This window comes from Pseudomonas sp. RL_5y_Pfl2_69, from assembly GCF_963970465.1.
In the GTDB taxonomy this organism is placed as follows: Bacteria; Pseudomonadota; Gammaproteobacteria; order Pseudomonadales; family Pseudomonadaceae; genus Aquipseudomonas.
Window position 1 is genome coordinate 40,302 of sequence record NZ_CAXAOU010000011.1, and the last position, 19,789, is coordinate 60,090.

A 19,789-nucleotide genomic window follows, 5' to 3' on the forward strand; every position below is an offset into this window, starting at 1 on the left:
CCGCAAACGCACGACAGACAACCAGCCTCTAGCAACATCGCTATTAGCGACGCAGACCCAGGCGAGCGATCAGCGTTTTGTAACGCTCAACGTTTTTGCCTTTGAGGTAGTCCAGCAGCTTACGACGCTGGTTAACCATACGGATCAGACCACGACGGGAGTGGTGATCCTTGATGTTTGCCTTGAAGTGACCTTGCAGCGTGTTGATGTTAAAGGTCAGCAGTGCAACCTGCACTTCTGGAGAACCTGTATCACCTGGAGCTTGCTGGTAGTCAGCTACGATTTCTGCTTTGTGTTCAACTGTAAGTGCCATTTGGCTTTCCTTTCAATTAGGGCCTGCTTGCGAACAAGACAGATCCAATAGGCCGAGGACAAATCCTCGTATTTAAAAGTGAGATGTGACCGTGCCTAATAACAGCCACCCTCATTCCAGTCTGCCCCAAGAGTATTACATCCCGATGCAGCCTGGTTTCGGTCATTCCGACCGAATCAGTCGACGCGGCGCGATACGCCCGTCTTCGCTCACTTCACCGATACCGATAAAGCGACCGTTGTGATCTTGTACTCGTACCATACCGAACTTCGGGGCATCAGGAGCACGAACCGGTTGGCCATTGAGCCAATAGAACGCACTGTGTTCCGAGAAGTGCAGTAATGGCCAGTCCAGCAAGCCACTGTCCGATGGCATCAGGAAGCGATCAACCGCTTCGTTGCCGCCTTCGGCATGCACAGCTTCCAACTCTTCCAGCGTCACCGTTTGGGCCAGGCTGAAAGGTCCAGCGTGTGTACGACGCAGCTCTGCAACGTATGCACCGCAACCCAATTGCTCACCGATATCTTCCACGAGGGTACGGATATAGGTGCCTTTGGTGCAGTCGACGGCCAAGCGCGCAGTGTCACCTTCGCTGGCCAGCAATTCGAGGCGGGTAATAGTAACAGAACGTGGTTCACGCTCCACCACTTCGCCTGCACGGGCCAACTTGTAAAGCGGCTGTCCGTCTCGCTTGAGTGCAGAGTACATCGGCGGTATCTGACTGATTTTCCCACGAAAACTAGGCAAAACAGCTTCGATATCGGCGCGACCAACGGTCACTGGACGTGTCAGCAAAACATCGCCTTCAGCATCTGCAGTCGTGGTGGTCTTGCCCAATTGCATCAGGGTTTCATAACCCTTGTCGGAATCGAGCAGGTATTGCGAAAACTTGGTGGCTTCGCCAAAGCACAACGGCAAGACACCGCTGGCCAATGGATCGAGGCTACCGGTGTGCCCTGCCTTCTCGGCATTGAGCAGCCAGCGAACTTTCTGCAGGGCCGCGTTGGAAGTGAATCCAAGCGGCTTGTCGAGCAGGATGATGCCGCTGACGTTACGACGGATACGCTTGACCTGAGCCACCGGTTACTCCTTGGTGTCTTCGGGAGCAGTGGCTTCAGGGTGCTGATTGTCTTCAGCCACTGCACGCTCGATCAAAGCGGACAGGTGAGCGCCACGCACGACACTTTCATCGTAGTGGAAGTGCAGCTGTGGAACGCTGCGCAGTTTCATTTCACGCGCCAGTTGCATGCGCAGGAAACCCGCTGCCGAGTTCAGCACCTTGATGCTTTGAGCGATCTCTTCAGCGCTGTCCTCGCCCATCACGGTGATGAAGATCTTCGCGTGACCGACGTCACGGCTGACTTCAACAGCAGTAATGGTGACCAGACCCACGCGCGGGTCTTTGACTTCACGGCGGATCAGCTGTGCCAGCTCGCGCTGCATCTGATCGCCAATACGTTGGGTACGGCTATATTCTTTTGCCATGTATTGTTACCTGTTACTCACCCATGGGAAACCCATGCGGTCTGAAAGCGGCAAACGCCCGGCACGACAGAAGCCGGACCGGGCGTTGCGTTTAGAGTCCAGGCCGAGCACTGCGCATTTGCATGCGCGGGCTCGTCCTCGCTCTTGAGGCTCGCGAGTTAGAGGCTGCGAGCAACCTGGACCTTCTCGAACACTTCGATCTTGTCACCGACTTTAACGTCGTTGTAGCTCTTGACGCCGATACCGCATTCCATGCCGGCACGCACTTCGGACATGTCATCTTTAAAGCGGCGCAGGGATTCCAGCTCGCCTTCGTAGATAACGATGTCTTCACGCAGTACGCGGATTGGACGGTTACGGTGAACAACACCTTCAAGCACCATGCAACCTGCAACCGCGCCAAACTTAGGCGAACGGAACACGTCACGGACTTCAGCGATACCCAGGATGTTCTCCCGAACGTCGCTGCCAAGCATGCCGGTAAGGGCTTTCTTGACGTCTTCGATGATGTCGTAGATGACGTTGTAGTAACGCATGTCCAGACCTTCCTGCTCGACAATCTTGCGAGCGCCGGCATCGGCACGCACGTTGAAGCCAAACAGAACAGCATTGGAGGCCAGTGCCAGGTTAGCGTCGCTCTCGGTGATACCACCAACACCGCCGCCAACTACGCGCACTTGCACTTCGTCGTTACCCAGGCCGCTCAACGCGCCCTGCAGAGCTTCCAACGAACCACGGACGTCAGATTTGAGGACGATGTTAAGCGTCTTCTTCTCTTCCTGGCCCATGTTCTCGAAGATGTTTTCCAGCTTGCCTGCGTGAGCACGCGCCAGTTTCACTTCGCGGAACTTGCCTTGACGGAACAGGGCAACTTCACGCGCCTTCTTCTCGTCAGTCATTACGCTCATCTCGTCGCCAGCATCTGGCGTTCCGTCCAGGCCGAGGATCTCGACAGGGATGGATGGACCGGCTTCCTTGATAGGCTTGCCGTTCTCATCGAGCATGGCACGGATGCGACCGTAGTTGGAGCCGACCAGAACCATGTCGCCTTGGCGCAGGGTACCGTCTTGAACCAGAACAGTTGCAACAGGGCCACGGCCTTTGTCCAGACGGGACTCAACAACTACACCACGGCCAGGAGCCGATGGAGTGGCCTTGAGTTCCAGAACTTCAGCTTGCAGCAATACGGCTTCGAGCAATTCGTCAACGCCGGTACCCATTTTCGCCGAGACCGAAACAAACGGAGTGTCACCACCCCACTCTTCCGAGGTCACGCCGTGAACGGACAATTCGCTGCGGATGCGATCGAGATCAGCACCTGGCTTGTCGATCTTGTTCACTGCAACAACCAGAGGCACGCCAGCGGCTTTCGCATGCTGAACAGCTTCGATGGTTTGCGGCATTACGCCGTCGTCTGCAGCAACAACCAGAATCACGATGTCAGTCGCCTTGGCACCACGTGCACGCATTGCGGTAAACGCAGCGTGACCCGGGGTATCGAGGAAAGTGACCATGCCGCGTTCGGTTTCAACGTGGTACGCACCGATGTGCTGAGTAATACCACCGGCTTCGCCAGCAGCTACCTTGGCACGACGGATATAGTCGAGCAGGGAAGTTTTACCGTGGTCAACGTGGCCCATTACGGTCACAACCGGAGCACGGGAGAACGACTCGCCTTCGAATTTCAGGGACTCGGCCAGGGAATCTTCCAGGGCGTTGTCGCTTACCAGAGTCACTTTGTGGCCCAGTTCTTCAGCTACCAGTTGAGCAGTTTCCTGATCAAGTACCTGGTTGATGGTCGCTGGAGTACCCAGCTTGAACATGAACTTGATGACTTCGGCAGCCTTGACCGACATCTGTGCAGCCAAATCGCCGACAGTGATGGTCTCGCCAATCTGCACGTCACGAACTACAGGGCCGGTTGGGCTCTGGAAACCGTGAGCGTTACGCTTCTTCAGCTTGCCCTTGCCACGACCACCGCGACGGAAGCTGTCGCTTTCTTCGTCGGAAGTGCGTGGAGCAACACGTGGAGTCGGTGCTTTTTCTTTGACCGAGGCACGATGCGGAGCGTTTTTACGATCGCCGTCACCACTACCGCGACGATTGTTATCGTCTGCACGTGGTTTGTCCGGGCGACGCTGTTCGTCACGCTTGCGTGCATCAGCAGCCGGAGCAGGCGCTGCTGCCGGTGCGGTTTGCACAGGTGCAGGTGCCGCTACGGCTGGAGCTGGCGCAGGAGTAGATGCAGGCTGACGGCGCGCTTCTTCTTCGGCGCGACGCTTGGACTCTTCTTCAGCCTTCTGACGTGCGGCACTTTCTACTGCACGACGTTCATCCATCTCACGTTTGCGCTCGGCTTCGATTTCTTCCGGGCTTTGCTGTACGAAGACTTTCTTCTTGCGTACTTCAACGCTAATGCTTTTGCTGCCAGCAACACGCAGGGTACTGGTGGTTTTACGCTGCAAAGTGATCTTGCGCGGTTCTTCCACTTTAGCCTTGTGGCTGCTTTTCAGGTGAGTCAGCAGAGCTTGCTTCTCACTGTCGGTCACATTCTGCTCGGCGGCGTTGTGCGGCAGACCTGCCTCACGCATCTGCTGCAACAGGCGCTCAACCGGTGTTTTGACCTCATCGGCCAGTTGTTTCACCGTGACTTGCGTCATGCATTTCTCTCCTCAGGCCGCGCCTAATTACTCGAACCAATGGGCTCGGGCGGCCATGATCAACTTGCCGGCACGATCATCGTCAATGCCGTCGATGTCGAGCAGGTCGTCAATAGACTGCTCGGCCAGGTCTTCGCGGGTAATTACGCCGCGCACCGCCAGTTCCATCGCCAAATCCTTGTCCATACCCTCAAGTGAGAGCAGGTCTTCGGCCGGATGGGCGTCTGCCAGCTTTTCCTCAGTAGCGATGGCTTTAGTCAACAGTCGATCCTTGGCCCGAGCGCGAAGCTCGTTGACGGTATCTTCGTCAAAGCCATCGATGTTGAGCATTTCCTCCACCGGTACGTAGGCAATCTCTTCCAGGCTAGTAAAGCCTTCATCAACCAGTACCTGCGCCAGGTCTTCATCGACTTCCAGCTCTTCGATGAAGTTGCGCAGGATGTCGCCGGTTTCTGCTTGCTGCTTAGCCTGGATGTCCGATTCGGTCATCACGTTCAAGGTCCAGCCGGTCAACTGGCTGGCCAAACGTACGTTCTGACCGCCGCGACCAATCGCCTGGGCCAGATTGTCTGCGCCAACGGCGATGTCCATTGCATGGGCATCTTCGTCGACGATAATTGCCGCCACTTCTGCTGGCGACATTGCGTTGATCACGAACTGCGCCGGGTTGTCATCCCAAAGGACGATATCCACTCGCTCTCCGCCCAATTCGCCGGACACTGCCTGGACACGCGAACCGCGCATACCAATGCAGGCACCTTGCGGATCAATGCGTTTGTCTTTGGAGCGAACGGCTATTTTAGCGCGCGATCCAGGATCGCGGGAGGCCGCCATCACTTCGATCAGGCCTTCGGAGATCTCTGGCACTTCAATGCGGAACAGCTCGATCAGCATCTCTGGCGCGGTACGCGACAGGATCAGCTGAGGGCCGCGGTTCTCTGTGCGGATTTCCTTGAGCAGCGCGCGAAGGCGTACGCCAACACGGAAAGTTTCACGGGAAATGATGTCTTCACGGGCCAGCAACGCTTCAGCGTTATTGCCCAGATCAACGATCACGTTGTCACGTGTCACTTTTTTAACGGTACCCGAAATGATCTCGCCCAGACGCTCGCGATAAGCATCGACTACTTGAGCACGCTCGGCTTCGCGGACTTTTTGCACAATGACCTGTTTGGCCGTTTGTGCAGCAATCCGACCGAATTCGATAGAATCGATTTTCTCTTCGATAATATCGCCGGCTACAGCGCCTGGCTGTTTCGCCTGGGCCTGGTCAACCGCCAACTCGTATGCTGGATCATCCAGATCTTCGTCTTCGACCACAGTCCAGCGACGGAAAGTCTCGTAGTTACCGGTGTGGCGATTGATTTCCACACGCAGTTCGACTTCGTCCTCAAAACGCTTTTTGGTCGCGGTGGCCAGAGCCAGCTCCAGCGCTTCAAAAATAACGTTTGCCGGTACGCCCTTTTCATTGGACACCGACTCAACAACCAGCAGTACTTCTTTGCTCATCGTACGCCTCGCCTTTCGCAAGCCATTGGATCCGCGGGATCCGCGTCTCAGTCAAAACTGGGAATAATGTTGGCCTTGTCGATCATATCGATCGGCAACAGGAATTCATGGTCTTCAACTTGCACCACAATGTCCTGCTCTTCTACGCCGCGCAGAAGGCCCTGAAAGTTACGTCGCCCTTCGAAAGGCGAGCGCAGCTTGATCCTCACTTGCTCACCGGCAAATTTCGCAAACTGCTCAATGGTGAACAGTGGGCGTTCCATGCCAGGAGAAGAAACTTCAAGGGTGTATTCAACAGCGATAGGATCTTCGACATCCAAAACGCCGCTGATCTGACGACTCACGATTGCGCAGTCATCCACCAGTACGCCGCCTTCCTTGTCGATATACACACGCAACATTGAATGGCGGCCTTGAGCCGAAAATTCAATACCCCAGCATTCATAGCCAAGGGCCACGATCACCGGGGCCAACAAGTCCTGCAACTGTTCTAGCTTGCTCGACACCTGAACCCCCTAGTGCATGTTTGTGCATGCTGTGCAAAATGAAAAAATGGGCGAAGCGCCCATCTCTGAAACGTCGTTGAATACCGACGCTATAAAGTGTCCAGTTAACAAAAAGCCCCTAATAAGGGGCTCCGCTAAAACTGGTTGCGGGAGCCGGATTTGAACCGACGACCTTCGGGTTATGAGCCCGACGAGCTACCAGACTGCTCCATCCCGCGACAAAGCTGGAGCGGAAGTATACGGTTGATCCTTTTCAGGGTCAATCTAACCTTCCACATACAAGAAAGCCCGCTACTGCGGGCATTCTTGATAATTGGTACCGAGAAGGGGACTCGAACCCCTACACCCTATGGGCACAACCACCTCAAGGTTGCGTGTCTACCAATTCCACCACCTCGGCAATACTACGTTACATCATGAAACCCGTTTTACTTTTGCTCTTGAGCTGGAGGTACGTCAGTCGCAGGAGTTGCCGACTTTTGCTCTTGAAGCACCGGAACATCATCTGAAGCCGGCTTTTGCACTGGAACTTCCAACACCGCTGGATTTGGCAAACCTACTTGAGTCAGCTGTTCAGCTTTCTCTTTAGCAAAGTAACCTAACCCTAAGCTGGTTATGAAAAAACCTGCGGCAAGTATAGCAGTAAACTTACTAAGAAAGGTAGAGGAACCTTGGCTTCCGAACACAGTATTTGATGCACCTGCACCAAAAGATGCTCCAGCATCCGCTCCCTTACCCTGTTGCAGCAAAACCAGGGCAATTACACCCAATGCTGTCAGCAGATGAAACACAGTTACGACGTTATCCAGCATTTTCAGTTTCCTGCGGCACGAATGATCGCACCGAACTCATCTGCATTCAGGGAAGCCCCGCCAATGAGTCCCCCATCGATATCCGGCATGCTGAACAGTTCGACCGCATTGGCCGCCTTCACGCTGCCGCCGTATAGAAGCCGCACACCTTGTGCCACTTCAGAATTCTTTTGCGCCAGCTGTGCGCGAATGGCCGCATGCACATCTTGCGCCTGCTGCGGTGATGCGGTCAGTCCGGTACCAATGGCCCAAACTGGCTCGTATGCAATCACAGCATTTACAAATGCATCAATACCAAACTCGTCAATCACGACATTCAGCTGACGCGCTACCACTTCAAGCGTTTGCCCCGCTTCGCGCTGCTCCAGGGTTTCCCCTATGCACAACACGGGCGTCAAGCCAGAGGCTTGAGCCGCTGCAAACTTGCGATTGAGCGTCTCGTCCCGCTCACCCAAAATCAGGCGGCGCTCCGAGTGACCCACAAGCACCAGCTTGCAACCTGCGTCCACTAACTGGCTCGATGAAATCTCGCCAGTCAGTGCGCCCTGCCCCGACTCCACCGCAGCATCCTGAGCACCGACCGAAATCGGTGCGCCTTGCAAGCCATTGATCACTCGATCAATAAACAGCTGAGGCGGGAATACTGCAACATCAACATCGTTTGGCAAGACCAGACCACGCAGACCGTCGATCAGCTCAGCGACGCTGGCGCGGGTACCGTGCATCTTCCAGTTACCAGCTACCATAGTGCGACGCATGCTTTACCTCGTCGGTCAAAGTGGGCGCAGATGTTACCCAACCAAATCCGCGCTGGCAAGCCGAATTCAGGCACAAACTTCACTTACCAGCTTTGCCAGCTCGTCGGCGTAGCCGCGAACCATGTTTTCGTCATCGCCTTCGACCATTACACGCACCAAAGGCTCTGTTCCCGACTTGCGCAGCAGCACGCGACCACGACCCTTCATGGCCTCAGTCACACGCGCACACGCTTCCTTGACCGCCGGGTGCTCAACAGGATTCACGCCGCCAGCAAAACGCACGTTCACCAGAATCTGCGGGCACTTGCGCAAAGCCTGACGCGACTGGGCCAGACTTTCATCGCGACGACGCAAAGACAGCAAAACCTGAAGCGCTGCGATGATCGCGTCGCCCGTCGTGGTGTGCTGGAAGCAGACGATGTGCCCGGAGTTCTCGCCACCCACCAGCCAATCGCGCTCTTGCAGGCCAGCGATGACGTAACGGTCACCCACATTGGCGCGCACAAACGGGATACCCAGGTCAGCCAGCGCCAGTTCAAGCCCAAGGTTGCTCATCAGCGTACCGACGACGCCACCTTGCAACTTGCCACGCTCGTGCAAATCACGGGCGATGATGAACAGCAATTCATCGCCATCAACTACGGCACCCGTATGATCGACCATGAGAACCCGATCACCATCGCCATCAAAAGCGATGCCCAGGTCTGCACCTTCAGCCACAACGGCAGCCTGCAACTGCCCCATATGGGTCGAACCGCAGTTTTCGTTGATGTTCAGTCCATCAGGCTGGGCCGACAGCACGACGACCTGAGCTCCCAGCTCTTTGAAAACACTAGGCGCAACCTTGTAGGTGGCACCGTGGGCGCAATCGAGAACAATCTTGAGGCCGCTGAAATTGGTACTGCTTGGCACACTGCTTTTGCAGAACTCGATATAGCGACCCGGGGCATCATTGATACGCGACACTTTCCCCAACTTGTCAGACTCGACAACTGTCATGGGTGCGTCCAACAACTCTTCAATCATCAACTCAACATCATCAGGGAGCTTGGTGCCGTCCCCGGAAAAGAACTTGATGCCGTTATCATCATGAGGATTGTGCGAAGCGCTGATCACGATGCCTGCTTCGGCATGGAAGGTGCGCGTCAGGTAGGCAATAGCGGGCGTGGGCATAGGGCCCAGCAGCATCACATCAGCCCCGGCAGCAGACAGGCCTGCCTCCAGTGCGGATTCGAACATATAACCCGATATGCGAGTGTCCTTGCCTACCAGGATCCGGCAAGCACCCTTGCTACGAAACGCCATGCCCGCCGCCCAACCCAACTTGAGCATAAAGTCAGGGGTAATCGGGTAAACGCCGACCCGACCACGAATACCGTCGGTGCCAAAATACTTCTTTGTCATAAGTGCTCCATCATTCTTAGTCGGCGGAATCTACCGCTGCGATCATCCGTACCACATCAACTGTTTCGGCAACGTCATGGACACGCAGAATGCGCGCGCCCTTGGTCATCGCCAATGCTGCAAGAGCCAGGCTGCCAAAGAGCCTCTCTGCAACCGGCCGGTTCAGTGTTTGCCCGACCATGCTTTTACGTGACACGCCCACCAGCAAAGGTCGACCCAGCGCATGCAGGGCCTCCATATGCTTGAACAGGCTCAAATTGTGCTGCAAGGTTTTGGCAAAACCAAAACCCGGGTCCAGCACGATGCGCTCAGGCCCGATACCTGCCGCCGCACACCGCGCCATGCTGTCAGCCAGAAACGCCGACACCTCGCCTACCAGATCTTCGTAGTGCGGATTGTCCTGCATGTCGCCGGGCTCACCGAGCATGTGCATCAGACACACCGGCAAACCGGTGGCCGCAGCGGCCTGCAAGGCACCCTCACGACGCAGCGAACGCACATCATTGATGAGCCCCGCCCCTAGACGCGCAACCTCAGTCATGACGATTGGCGCGGAGGTATCGACCGAAATAATGACATCCAGTTCCCGGCTTATACGCTCGACAACAGGAGCAACCCGATCGAGCTCTTCCTGAGACGACACGACAGGCGCTCCGGGACGCGTTGACTCGCCGCCAACATCAATCAGAGTTGCACCCGCCTCAACCATCGCCTGCGTATGGCGCAGAGCCGCATCCACAGCAGCAAAGCGGCCGCCGTCGGAAAAGGAATCAGGGGTGACATTGAGAATGCCCATAACATGCGTATGGGCCAAATCAAGAACCCGGTTGCCGCAAGGCAACCGGGTTGAGGACTGAACAGAAGTCATTTCAAGCCTTATTGATCAGCAGCAGGGCCGCCGATAGGTGTTTCCGGGCGCTCGGTTTTATCCAGCGTCGGGGCAGTCGGGGTACCCGAACTACCGTCTTCCCAGTCACGCGGCTCGCGTGGCGGACGACCCGCCATGATGTCGTCGATCTGATCGGCATCGATCGTTTCGTACTTCATCAACGCGTCTGCCATAGCATCGAGCTTGTCACGGTTTTCGGTCAGGATCTGCTTGGCCGTGTTGTAGCACTGATCAATGATGCTGCGTACTTCGGAGTCGATCAGCTTGGCTGTTTCGCCCGACACGCTTGCAGACTGACCACCGCCACGACCCAGGTAAGACTCTTCGTCCTCGGCATACATCAGAGGGCCAAGCTTCTCGGACAAGCCCCACTTGGTCACCATGTTCCGCGCAATCTGGCTGGCACGCATGATGTCGTTGGAAGCGCCGGTGGTAACACCGTCGAAACCCAGGGTCATCTCTTCAGCGATACGGCCACCATAAAGCGAGCAGATCTGGCTGATCAGCGCACGCTTGGACAGGCTGTAACGATCTTCTTCCGGCAGGAACATGGTTACGCCCAAGGCGCGACCACGAGGGATGATCGAAACCTTGTAGACCGGATCATGCTCAGGCACTACGCGACCGACGATAGCGTGACCCGCCTCGTGATAAGCCGTGTTGCGCTTTTCTTTGTCCGACATGACCATCGATTTGCGCTCGGCGCCCATCATGATCTTGTCTTTAGCCAGCTCAAACTCTTTCATTTCAACAACACGCTTACCGGTGCGCGCTGCGAACAGGGAAGCTTCGTTCACCAGGTTTGCCAGATCGGCACCCGAGAAGCCCGGAGTACCACGCGCAATCACGCCCGGCTGGACATCATCGCCCATTGGCACTTTACGCATGTGCACCTTGAGGATCTGCTCGCGACCACGAATGTCCGGCAAGCCAACCACAACCTGACGGTCAAAACGACCTGGACGCAACAGCGCAGGGTCGAGCACATCAGGGCGGTTGGTGGCAGCAATCACAATGATGCCGTCATTCATCTCAAAGCCGTCCATCTCAACCAGCAACTGGTTAAGCGTCTGCTCGCGCTCATCATGACCGCCGCCCATGCCGTTACCACGGTGACGGCCGACCGCATCGATTTCATCGATGAAGATGATGCAGGGTGCGTGTTTCTTGGCTTGTTCAAACATGTCACGAACACGGCTTGCGCCGACGCCCACGAACATTTCAACAAAGTCGGAACCGGAAATCGTGAAGAACGGCACCTTGGCTTCGCCCGCGATTGCCTTGGCAATCAGGGTTTTACCGGTACCCGGTGGGCCAACCATCAGCACACCACGAGGAATACGACCACCCAGACGCTGGAACTTGCCCGGATCTCGCAGGAATTCGACCAGTTCGCCGACTTCTTCCTTCGCCTCATCACAACCCGCTACGTCAGCCAGAGTCGTTTTGACCTGGTCTTCCGACAGCAGCCGCGCCTTGCTCTTGCCAAAGCTCATCGGGCCGCCTTTGCCGCCGGCACCGCCCTGCATCTGGCGCATCATGAACATGAAGACAGCAATGATCACCAGAATCGGGAAGCTTGCAACCAGCAGCTGAGTCCAGATGCTTTGTTGCTCTGGCAGTTTGCCCTCAACGGTCACATGGTTATCCACCAGGTCACCGATCAAACCGTTGTCCTGAATAGCCGGACGGATGGTTTTGAAGGAATCGCCATCGCTGCGTTTGCCGGTAATCACGTAGCCATCCACGGCAACGCGCTCGACCTTGCCATCCTTAACTTGCTGGATGAAGTCGGAATAGTTGAGGGTTTGTGGCTCGTTTGGACTGGAGAAGTTGTTCATCACTGTCACCAGGACAGCGGCGATGATCAACCACAGGATCAGATTCTTTGCCATATCGTTCAATTAGCTACCCTCTGAAGCAAGCCCCGCTACTGAAGCGTGCTTCGCATGATATTCACCGGCATAACTTACTACATTGCCTACAACCCTTGCAGGCTCCGTCTGTAACCCTTTGTGAAACTTTGACTACACAATATTCGTTATGCCAGATCTGTAAAGCGATTCAAAAAAAACTATCGCCCTTGTCAGAGACGCTCATCACTGGCGGAACCATCGATACCGCGGAAGCCGCGCCCCAGCAAATACTGCTCGCGGGACCTGTCTCGAGACGACGACGGCTTGCGCATCTGCACCTTGTCGAAAAGCTTGCGAATGTCTTTGTGGTACTGATCGAAGCCTTCGCCTTGGAAAACTTTAATCAGAAAATCACCACCAGGACGTAGGACGCGACCAGCAAGGTCCAGTGCCAATTCGCACAGGAACATCGCCCGGGGCATATCCACAGCGGCCAATCCACTCATATTGGGGGCCATATCAGAAATCACAAGGTCTACTTGCGTATTTCCTACTGCTTCGAGGATCTGTGCCAGTACGGCGTCCTCGGTAAAGTCGCCCTTGATGAAGGTCACATCAGGAATGCTGTCCATGTCCAGGATGTCGGAAGCAATCAAACGCCCCTGACCACCGATCAGACGACTGGTCACCTGTGACCAGCCACCCGGGGCAGCACCCAGGTCAATCACTGTCATGCCGGGACGAATGAGTCGATCGCGCTCTTGAATCTCCAGCAATTTGTAGCTGGCGCGCGAGCGATACCCGTCTTTTTGCGCCATTTTGACGTACGGGTCGTTGAAATGCTCTTTCAGCCAGTTAAGGCTAGTCTTGGAACGGGCCACGGGCCACCTCAAAAATTTTAAACGGGTCGTGATTAACTGGGCGGTCTGGGACTCGCTCGGGTAAACTGGCCGCCGCTTTTTACAAGATCAGACACAGGGGTCAGATTATGCCGCTCACTCAAGAGCAGAAGAAACAGTACAAATCCATTGGCCACCATCTGAAACCAGTTTTGACTGTGGCTGATAATGGTTTGACTGAAGGTGTTTTAGCCGAACTCGAACGCGCATTGGGCGATCACGAGCTGATTAAAATCAAAGTCAACATTCTGGATCGTGAATCCCGCCTGGAAGCCGTCGCACAAATGTGCAAGGCCGGCAAAGCGGAACTGGTACAGGTTATCGGCAAAATGGCGCTTCTGTACCGCAAGAACGTCAATGTAAACAAGCAACTGTCGAACATCCATCGCTTCAAGTGATGTCGACAAGGGTCAAGGGTGCGCCTGGCGCGCCCTGAAACTCTTCCAGGGATAAACCCGAGAGTCATGCAAGAACTGCCCGCGCAACGCATCAGGCAGCCAGAGACGCCCAACGCAACCCTTCCCGCACCTGCTACTCGCCTTTTCAACTTGCAACGCTGCCAACCGGGTTCAGGCCAGCACCGTTAAAAATTCTGTGTGCAACAACCACAAGCTGCCGACCCGGAACACCCGGGCCAGCCGCCAAAGAAGTGCGCCCGCACAAGGCGGGCGCCATTCCTAGATGTGACGTACTTCAATGATCTCGTATTCAATAACACCGCCAGGTGTTTTCACCGCGACTACGTCACCCTCTTCCTTGGCAATCAAGGCACGAGCAAGTGGCGAACCCACGGAGATTTTTCCGAGTTTGAAGTCAGCTTCATCTTCACCAACGATCTGATAGACAACGCGCTCGTCAGTTTCAACGTTCGCGATCTCAACCGTGGTGCCGAAAATCACCTTGCCGGTGTGAGGAATCGCTGCCACATCAATAACCACTGCGTTTTGCAGACGGCCTTCAATGTCACGGATACGAGCCTCAGACATACCTTGGAGCTCACGAGCTGCATGGTATTCAGCATTTTCTTTCAAATCGCCCAACTCACGCGCCGTACCGATTTCCTTGCTCAGCTTCGGCCGAACAACCTTGGTCAGGTGTGCGAGTTCTTCCTCCAGGGCCTTGTGGCCCTGGACGGTCATTGGATACTTGATCATGACTTCAATCCTGCGTGTAGATCCTGCAAGCGGCGCACGGTTTTTTCAGGACCGAACTTGAGCGCTTCGCAGATCGCTTCGCCAGCAGCAATGGTCGTGGTGCAGTAGATCTTGTGCTGCAGCGCGTTGCGGCGAATGGAGTAGGAGTCAGCAATCGACTGACGACCCTCGGTGGTGTTGATGATCAAGGTAACTTCGTCGTTCTTGATCATATCGACAACGTGCGGACGACCTTCGGTCACCTTATTCACGCGACGTACTTTCAAGCCGGCAGCTTCGATGAACTTGGCTGTGCCCGCCGTTGAAACGATCTCGAAGCCCAGGCTGATCAGGTCGCGAGCAACACCAGCCACCAGAGGCTTGTCGTCGTCACGAACGCTGATGAAGGCAGTACCGCCAGTCGGCAGCACTTCGCTTGCACCCATCTGGGCCTTGGCAAAAGCTTCGCCGAAGGTATCGCCCACACCCATCACTTCACCGGTGGACTTCATCTCAGGGCCGAGAATCGGGTCAACACCCGGGAATTTGGCGAACGGGAAGACCGCCTCTTTCACGCTGTAGAAGTTAGGAATGATTTCTTTGGTGAAGCCGATTTCTTTCAGGGTTTTACCGGCCATCACGCGAGCTGCGATCATCGCCAGGGAAACACCGATGCACTTGGACACGAAAGGAACGGTACGCGAAGCACGCGGGTTCACTTCAATCACGTAGATATCTTCGCCCTGCAGAGCCAACTGCACATTCATCAGACCGACAACGCCCAATTCCAGAGCCATCTTCTTGACCTGCTCGCGCATCTCGTCCTGGATGTGCAGCGGCAGCGAGTACGGCGGCAGCGAACATGCAGAGTCACCAGAGTGAACACCCGCCTGCTCGATGTGCTGCATGATCGCGCCGATCACTACATCAGTACCGTCGCAGACAGCATCCACGTCCATTTCGATGGCGCAGTTGAGGAAGTGGTCCAGCAGCACAGGGCTGTCGTTGGACACTTTCACCGCGTCACGCAGGTAGCGCTTGAGTTCTTCTTCTTCGTAAACGATTTCCATCGCACGGCCGCCCAATACGTAGGACGGACGAACAACCAGCGGGTAACCGATCTTGCCAGCGGCGCGAATCGCTTCGTCTTCACTGCGCACAGTGGCGTTTGGCGGCTGACGCAGGTTCAGGCGCTCAACCATCTGCTGGAAACGCTCGCGGTCTTCAGCACGGTCGATGGCGTCAGGGCTGGTACCGATGATCGGTACGCCGGCTTCTTCCAGGGCGCGGGCCAGTTTCAGCGGGGTTTGGCCGCCGTACTGGACGATCACGCCTTTTGGCTTCTCGACCCGCACGATTTCCAGGACGTCTTCGAGGGTTACGGATTCAAAGTACAGACGATCCGAAGTGTCGTAGTCAGTGGAAACGGTTTCCGGGTTGCAGTTGACCATGATGGTCTCGTAACCGTCTGCACGCAGCGCCAGAGCGGCGTGAACGCAGCAATAGTCGAACTCGATACCTTGGCCGATACGGTTCGGGCCACCGCCCAGGATCATGATCTTGTCACGATCCGAAGGGTTGGCTTCGCACTCTTCCTCGTAGGTGGAGTACATGTAGGCGGTGTCGGTGGCGAACTCGGCGGCGCAGGTGTCAACGCGCTTGTAGACCGGGAACACTTCCAGCTTGTGACGGTGGCGACGCAGGTTTTTCTCGGTGACACCCAGCAGTACAGCCAGGCGCGCATCGGAGAAGCCCTTGCGCTTGAGGCGATACATGGCATCACGGTCAATCGAGGACAGCGCCATGGTCTTGATCTTTTCTTCGTCCTTGATCAGATCTTCGATCTGCACCAGGAACCAAGGGTCAATCATGTTCATGCCGAAGATATCTTCGACGGTCATGCCTGCGCGGAACGCGTCAGCCACGTACCAGATACGCTCGGCGCCCGGCACGGTCAGTTCGCGCTTGAGCACGGCCATGCTTTCCGGGTTGCTCAGGTCCAGCTTTGGATCAAGACCGCTTACACCCACTTCCAGACCGCGAAGGGCCTTTTGCAGGGATTCCTGGAAAGTCCGGCCGATAGCCATGACTTCACCCACAGATTTCATCTGCGTGGTCAAACGAGCGTCAGCCTTGGCGAACTTCTCGAAAGCAAAGCGCGGCAGCTTGGTCACAACGTAGTCGATGGACGGCTCGAAGGACGCAGGAGTAGCGCCGCCGGTGATTTCGTTTTGCAGTTCGTCCAGGGTGTAGCCGATCGCCAACTTGGCAGCGATACGTGCAATCGGGAAACCGGTCGCTTTCGATGCCAGGGCCGAGGAACGCGATACACGCGGGTTCATCTCGATCACGACCATACGACCGGTGTCCGGGCAAATACCAAACTGAACGTTGGAGCCGCCGGTTTCAACGCCGATCTCACGCAGTACCGCCAGGGAGGCGTTACGCATGATCTGGTATTCCTTGTCCGTCAGGGTTTGTGCCGGAGCAACGGTGATCGAGTCACCGGTGTGCACGCCCATCGGGTCAAAGTTTTCAATCGAGCACACGATGATGCAGTTGTCCTTCTTATCGCGGACAACCTCCATCTCGTACTCTTTCCAGCCGATCAGGGATTCGTCGATCAGCAGCTCTTTGGTTGGCGACAGGTCCAGGCCGCGAGCGCAGATTTCTTCGAACTCTTCACGGTTGTAAGCAATACCGCCACCGGTGCCGCCCATGGTGAAGGACGGACGGATGATGCACGGGAAGCCCAGCTTTTCGAGAACCGCATTGGCCTCTTCCATGCTGTGAGCGATACCGGAACGCGGGCAGTCAAGACCGATGGACTTCATCGCCTTGTCGAAACGCGAGCGGTCTTCAGCCTTGTCGATGGTGTCGGCATTGGCGCCGATCATCTCTACGCCGAACTTCTCCAGAACGCCTTCGCGCTCCAGATCCAGTGCGCAGTTCAGAGCAGTCTGGCCGCCCATGGTTGGGAGCAGTGCGTCCGGACGCTCTTTTTCGATGATCTTGGCAACGGTCTGCCATTTGATCGGCTCGATGTAGGTGGCGTCGGCCATGTCCGGGTCGGTCATGATGGTGGCCGGGTTGGAGTTCACCAGGATGACGCGATAACCCTCTTCGCGCAGGGCTTTACAGGCCTGGGCGCCGGAGTAGTCGAATTCACAGGCCTGGCCGATAACAATCGGGCCAGCGCCGAGAATCAGGATGCTTTTTATGTCTGTACGTTTTGGCATGGGTTTGTCACTCAAATCCGCAGGTCAGTCGGCAAGCTGTCAATCAGGCTTCTGAAGCGCCCTGGGGGCCACCGAAGGTCGGGGCCGCCACAGGGCGCTGCAGCAGGGAGCTGATCAGCGGCGCTTGGCCATCTCATTGATGAAGCGATCGAACAGCGGCGCAACGTCGTTCGGGCCAGGGCTTGCTTCAGGGTGACCCTGAAAGCTGAAAGCGCTCTTGTCGGTCAGCTCGATACCTTGCAGCGTGCCGTCGAACAGCGACTTGTGAATGGCGCGCACGTTGGCTGGCAAGGTTGCTTCGTCTACCGCAAAACCGTGGTTCTGGCTGGTGATCATCACAACACCGGTGTCCAGATCCTGGACCGGGTGGTTAGCACCGTGGTGGCCATGACCCATTTTCACGGTCTTGGCGCCCGAGGCCAGAGCCAGCAGCTGGTGACCGAGGCAGATACCGAACACCGGAATTTCGGTATTCAGAACTTCCTTGATGGCCGTGATCGCGTAGTCGCAAGGCTCAGGATCGCCAGGACCGTTGGACAGGAACACACCATCAGGATTGAGTGCCAGTACATCGCTGGCCGGGGTCTGAGCAGGAACCACCGTAACGCGGCAGCCGCGCTCAACCAGCATGCGCAGGATGTTCCATTTTACGCCGTAGTCGTACGCGACCACGTGGTAAGGCAGCTCGCTGGCTTCGATAGTCGGGTGACTGTCAGTGGCCAGGTTCCAGACGCTGGAGCGCCACTCGTAGGCTTTTTCGGTGCTGACGACTTTCGCCAGATCCATGCCTTTCAGGCCCGGGAAGCCGCGAGCAGCTGCGATTGCAGCCTCGTCAGAAATGTTGTCGCCCGCCATGATGCAACCGTTCTGCGCGCCTTTCTCACGCAGGATGCGCGTCAGGCGGCGAGTGTCGATACCGGCGATGGCCACAACATTGTTGGCTTTCAGGTAGTCGGCCAGCGACATGGTGTTGCGCCAGTTGCTTGCAACCAGCGGCAGATCACGGATTACCAGACCTGCGGACCAGACACGATCAGACTCGGCGTCTTCCGGGGTAGTACCGGTATTGCCAACATGCGGGTAAGTCAGGGTCACGATTTGCTGAGCGTAGGAAGGATCCGTCAGGATCTCCTGGTAGCCAGTCATTGCGGTGTTAAACACCACCTCACCAACGGTTTGACCGTCGGCCCCAATGGCTTCGCCGCGAAAAATGCTGCCATCAGCGAGGGCGAGTATGGCTTGCTTAGTCAAGAAGACCTCCCGTAAATAAAGCCTGAAAGGGCGATCGCAGGTTGTAAAAAAGCGGAGTGACGTATGGACACGTCACCCCGCTTCTTCATCGAATTATCTGCGCGCTTTTAGTGGACACACTAAAGCTGTAGCTTACAGAAAAAGGCTTTTTTGGTCTACCGCTAAAGAGTCTAAAAGACAGGAGAATGCGACAGGAAATCGCTTAGCGGTTAAAAATCGGGCTGCTGGCGCGCCAACAGCCCGATTTTACAGAGATAACTCAACGCAGGTCGAGCACATCCTGCATGTCATACACGCCGGGCTCTCGCCCTTCCAGCCACAAGGCAGCACGAACGGCACCCTTGGCAAAGGTCATGCGACTGGATGCCTTGTGGGTAATCTCAAGCCGCTCACCTTCAGTGGCAAACAGCACCGTATGATCACCCACCACATCACCGCCGCGCACAGTGGCAAAACCGATGGTTTCACGGTCACGAGCACCGGTATGGCCTTCACGACCATATACCGCAACCTTTTGCAGATCGCGGCCCAGCGCATCGGCAATCACCTCACCCATGCGCATCGCCGTTCCCGAAGGAGCGTCGACCTTGTGCCGATGGTGCGCCTCGATGATTTCGATATCCGCCTCATCACCCATCACCCGCGCCGCCATATCCAGCAACTTGAATGACAGATTGACCCCGACACTGAAGTTGGAAGCAAAGACAATCGCAATGTCCTGACCCGCTTCGACCAACAGCTGTTTTTGCGCCGCACTCAAGCCCGTGGTGCCAATCACCATGGCCTTGCCCAGCTTGCGACACACCGCCAGATTGCCCAGCATCACTTCAGGCAAAGTGAAATCGATGAGCACATCAAAATCAGCAGCGACCTCCTGCAGGCTAGCCGACAACGGCACATCAATTCGCCCGATAGAAGCCAGCTCGCCAGCATCAGCCCCCACCAGGGAACTGCCCGGACGAACGATTGCCGCCGTCAGCCCGCACAGTGGCGAGCGCTGCTGCACCGCATCGATCAATGTCTTGCCCATGCGCCCGGCAGCGCCCATCACAGCTATACGTCGCATCTACCGCTC

General features: G+C 56.2%; 17 protein-coding genes and 2 tRNA genes. 1 reads left to right on the forward strand and 18 read right to left on the reverse strand.

Annotated elements, in window-relative coordinates; genetic code table 11:
* Positions 1–43: 43 nt before the first annotated feature.
* From rpsO to rlmE, 14 genes are all read right to left on the reverse strand, one after another.
* On the reverse strand, positions 44–313 hold the full coding sequence (gene rpsO, locus AACY07_RS18090; protein WP_019825926.1) for a 30S ribosomal protein S15: 270 nt from the start codon (positions 311–313) through the stop codon (positions 44–46).
* 162 nt (positions 314–475) lie between these two features.
* Entirely contained in the window at positions 476–1,393 is a 918-nt protein-coding gene (gene truB, locus AACY07_RS18095) for a tRNA pseudouridine(55) synthase TruB (RefSeq protein ID WP_133078300.1), read from the reverse strand.
* A gap of 3 nt (positions 1,394–1,396) precedes the next feature.
* The gene (gene rbfA, locus AACY07_RS18100; protein WP_019825923.1) at positions 1,397–1,798 is read right to left on the reverse strand and encodes a 30S ribosome-binding factor RbfA; all 402 of its coding nucleotides are present in this window, start codon (positions 1,796–1,798) and stop codon (positions 1,397–1,399) included.
* A gap of 158 nt (positions 1,799–1,956) precedes the next feature.
* A complete protein-coding gene (infB, locus tag AACY07_RS18105; RefSeq protein WP_133078301.1) occupies positions 1,957–4,458 on the reverse strand; it encodes a translation initiation factor IF-2 in 2,502 nt (833 codons plus the stop codon).
* A gap of 27 nt (positions 4,459–4,485) precedes the next feature.
* Positions 4,486–5,967, reverse strand: a complete 1,482-nt coding sequence (gene nusA, locus AACY07_RS18110; protein ID WP_019825920.1) for a transcription termination factor NusA — start codon at positions 5,965–5,967, stop codon at positions 4,486–4,488.
* Between the two features lie 47 nt (positions 5,968–6,014).
* Positions 6,015–6,473 carry a ribosome maturation factor RimP gene (gene rimP, locus AACY07_RS18115; protein WP_019825918.1) on the reverse strand — a complete coding sequence of 153 codons (459 nt, stop codon included), beginning with the start codon at positions 6,471–6,473 and terminating at the stop codon, positions 6,015–6,017.
* A gap of 141 nt (positions 6,474–6,614) precedes the next feature.
* Positions 6,615–6,691 (reverse strand) — tRNA-Met (locus tag AACY07_RS18120).
* Positions 6,692–6,787: 96 nt separating this feature from the next.
* A tRNA-Leu gene (locus AACY07_RS18125) sits at positions 6,788–6,873 on the reverse strand.
* Between the two features lie 28 nt (positions 6,874–6,901).
* A complete protein-coding gene (gene secG, locus AACY07_RS18130; protein ID WP_003439612.1) occupies positions 6,902–7,285 on the reverse strand; it encodes a preprotein translocase subunit SecG in 384 nt (127 codons plus the stop codon).
* A 2-nt stretch (positions 7,286–7,287) separates the two neighbouring features.
* A complete protein-coding gene (gene tpiA / locus AACY07_RS18135) occupies positions 7,288–8,043 on the reverse strand; it encodes a triose-phosphate isomerase (protein ID WP_339476575.1) in 756 nt (251 codons plus the stop codon).
* Between the two features lie 66 nt (positions 8,044–8,109).
* The gene (glmM, locus tag AACY07_RS18140) at positions 8,110–9,447 is read right to left on the reverse strand and encodes a phosphoglucosamine mutase (protein ID WP_133078303.1); all 1,338 of its coding nucleotides are present in this window, start codon (positions 9,445–9,447) and stop codon (positions 8,110–8,112) included.
* 16 nt (positions 9,448–9,463) lie between these two features.
* Positions 9,464–10,315 (reverse strand): dihydropteroate synthase, encoded by an 852-nt coding sequence (folP, locus tag AACY07_RS18145; protein ID WP_339476578.1) that lies wholly within the window; start codon positions 10,313–10,315, stop codon positions 9,464–9,466.
* An 8-nt stretch (positions 10,316–10,323) separates the two neighbouring features.
* On the reverse strand, positions 10,324–12,231 hold the full coding sequence (gene ftsH, locus AACY07_RS18150) for an ATP-dependent zinc metalloprotease FtsH (protein WP_133078305.1): 1,908 nt from the start codon (positions 12,229–12,231) through the stop codon (positions 10,324–10,326).
* Positions 12,232–12,422: 191 nt separating this feature from the next.
* Complete coding sequence (rlmE, locus tag AACY07_RS18155) at positions 12,423–13,073, reverse strand: 23S rRNA (uridine(2552)-2'-O)-methyltransferase RlmE (RefSeq protein ID WP_019825907.1); 651 nt, start codon at positions 13,071–13,073, stop codon at positions 12,423–12,425.
* Positions 13,074–13,180: 107 nt separating this feature from the next.
* On the opposite strand from rlmE, the gene yhbY reads away from it, so the two are divergent.
* Entirely contained in the window at positions 13,181–13,489 is a 309-nt protein-coding gene (gene yhbY / locus AACY07_RS18160) for a ribosome assembly RNA-binding protein YhbY (RefSeq protein ID WP_019825905.1), read from the forward strand.
* Between the two features lie 279 nt (positions 13,490–13,768).
* Here the strand turns inward: yhbY and greA are convergent, their stop codons facing one another.
* The 4 genes from greA to dapB all read right to left on the reverse strand — a co-directional run bounded on the left by greA (position 13,769) and on the right by dapB (position 19,780).
* On the reverse strand, positions 13,769–14,245 hold the full coding sequence (gene greA / locus AACY07_RS18165) for a transcription elongation factor GreA (protein WP_019825904.1): 477 nt from the start codon (positions 14,243–14,245) through the stop codon (positions 13,769–13,771).
* Positions 14,242–17,463 carry a carbamoyl-phosphate synthase large subunit gene (carB, locus tag AACY07_RS18170; RefSeq protein WP_019825902.1) on the reverse strand — a complete coding sequence of 1,074 codons (3,222 nt, stop codon included), beginning with the start codon at positions 17,461–17,463 and terminating at the stop codon, positions 14,242–14,244. Before carB ends, greA begins: the two co-directional genes overlap by 4 nt.
* 114 nt (positions 17,464–17,577) lie before the next feature.
* Positions 17,578–18,714, reverse strand: a complete 1,137-nt coding sequence (gene carA / locus AACY07_RS18175; protein WP_133078306.1) for a glutamine-hydrolyzing carbamoyl-phosphate synthase small subunit — start codon at positions 18,712–18,714, stop codon at positions 17,578–17,580.
* 259 nt (positions 18,715–18,973) lie between these two features.
* Positions 18,974–19,780, reverse strand: coding sequence for a 4-hydroxy-tetrahydrodipicolinate reductase (gene dapB, locus AACY07_RS18180; protein WP_133078307.1), 807 nt, complete (start codon positions 19,778–19,780; stop codon positions 18,974–18,976).
* Positions 19,781–19,789: the final 9 nt, after the last annotated feature.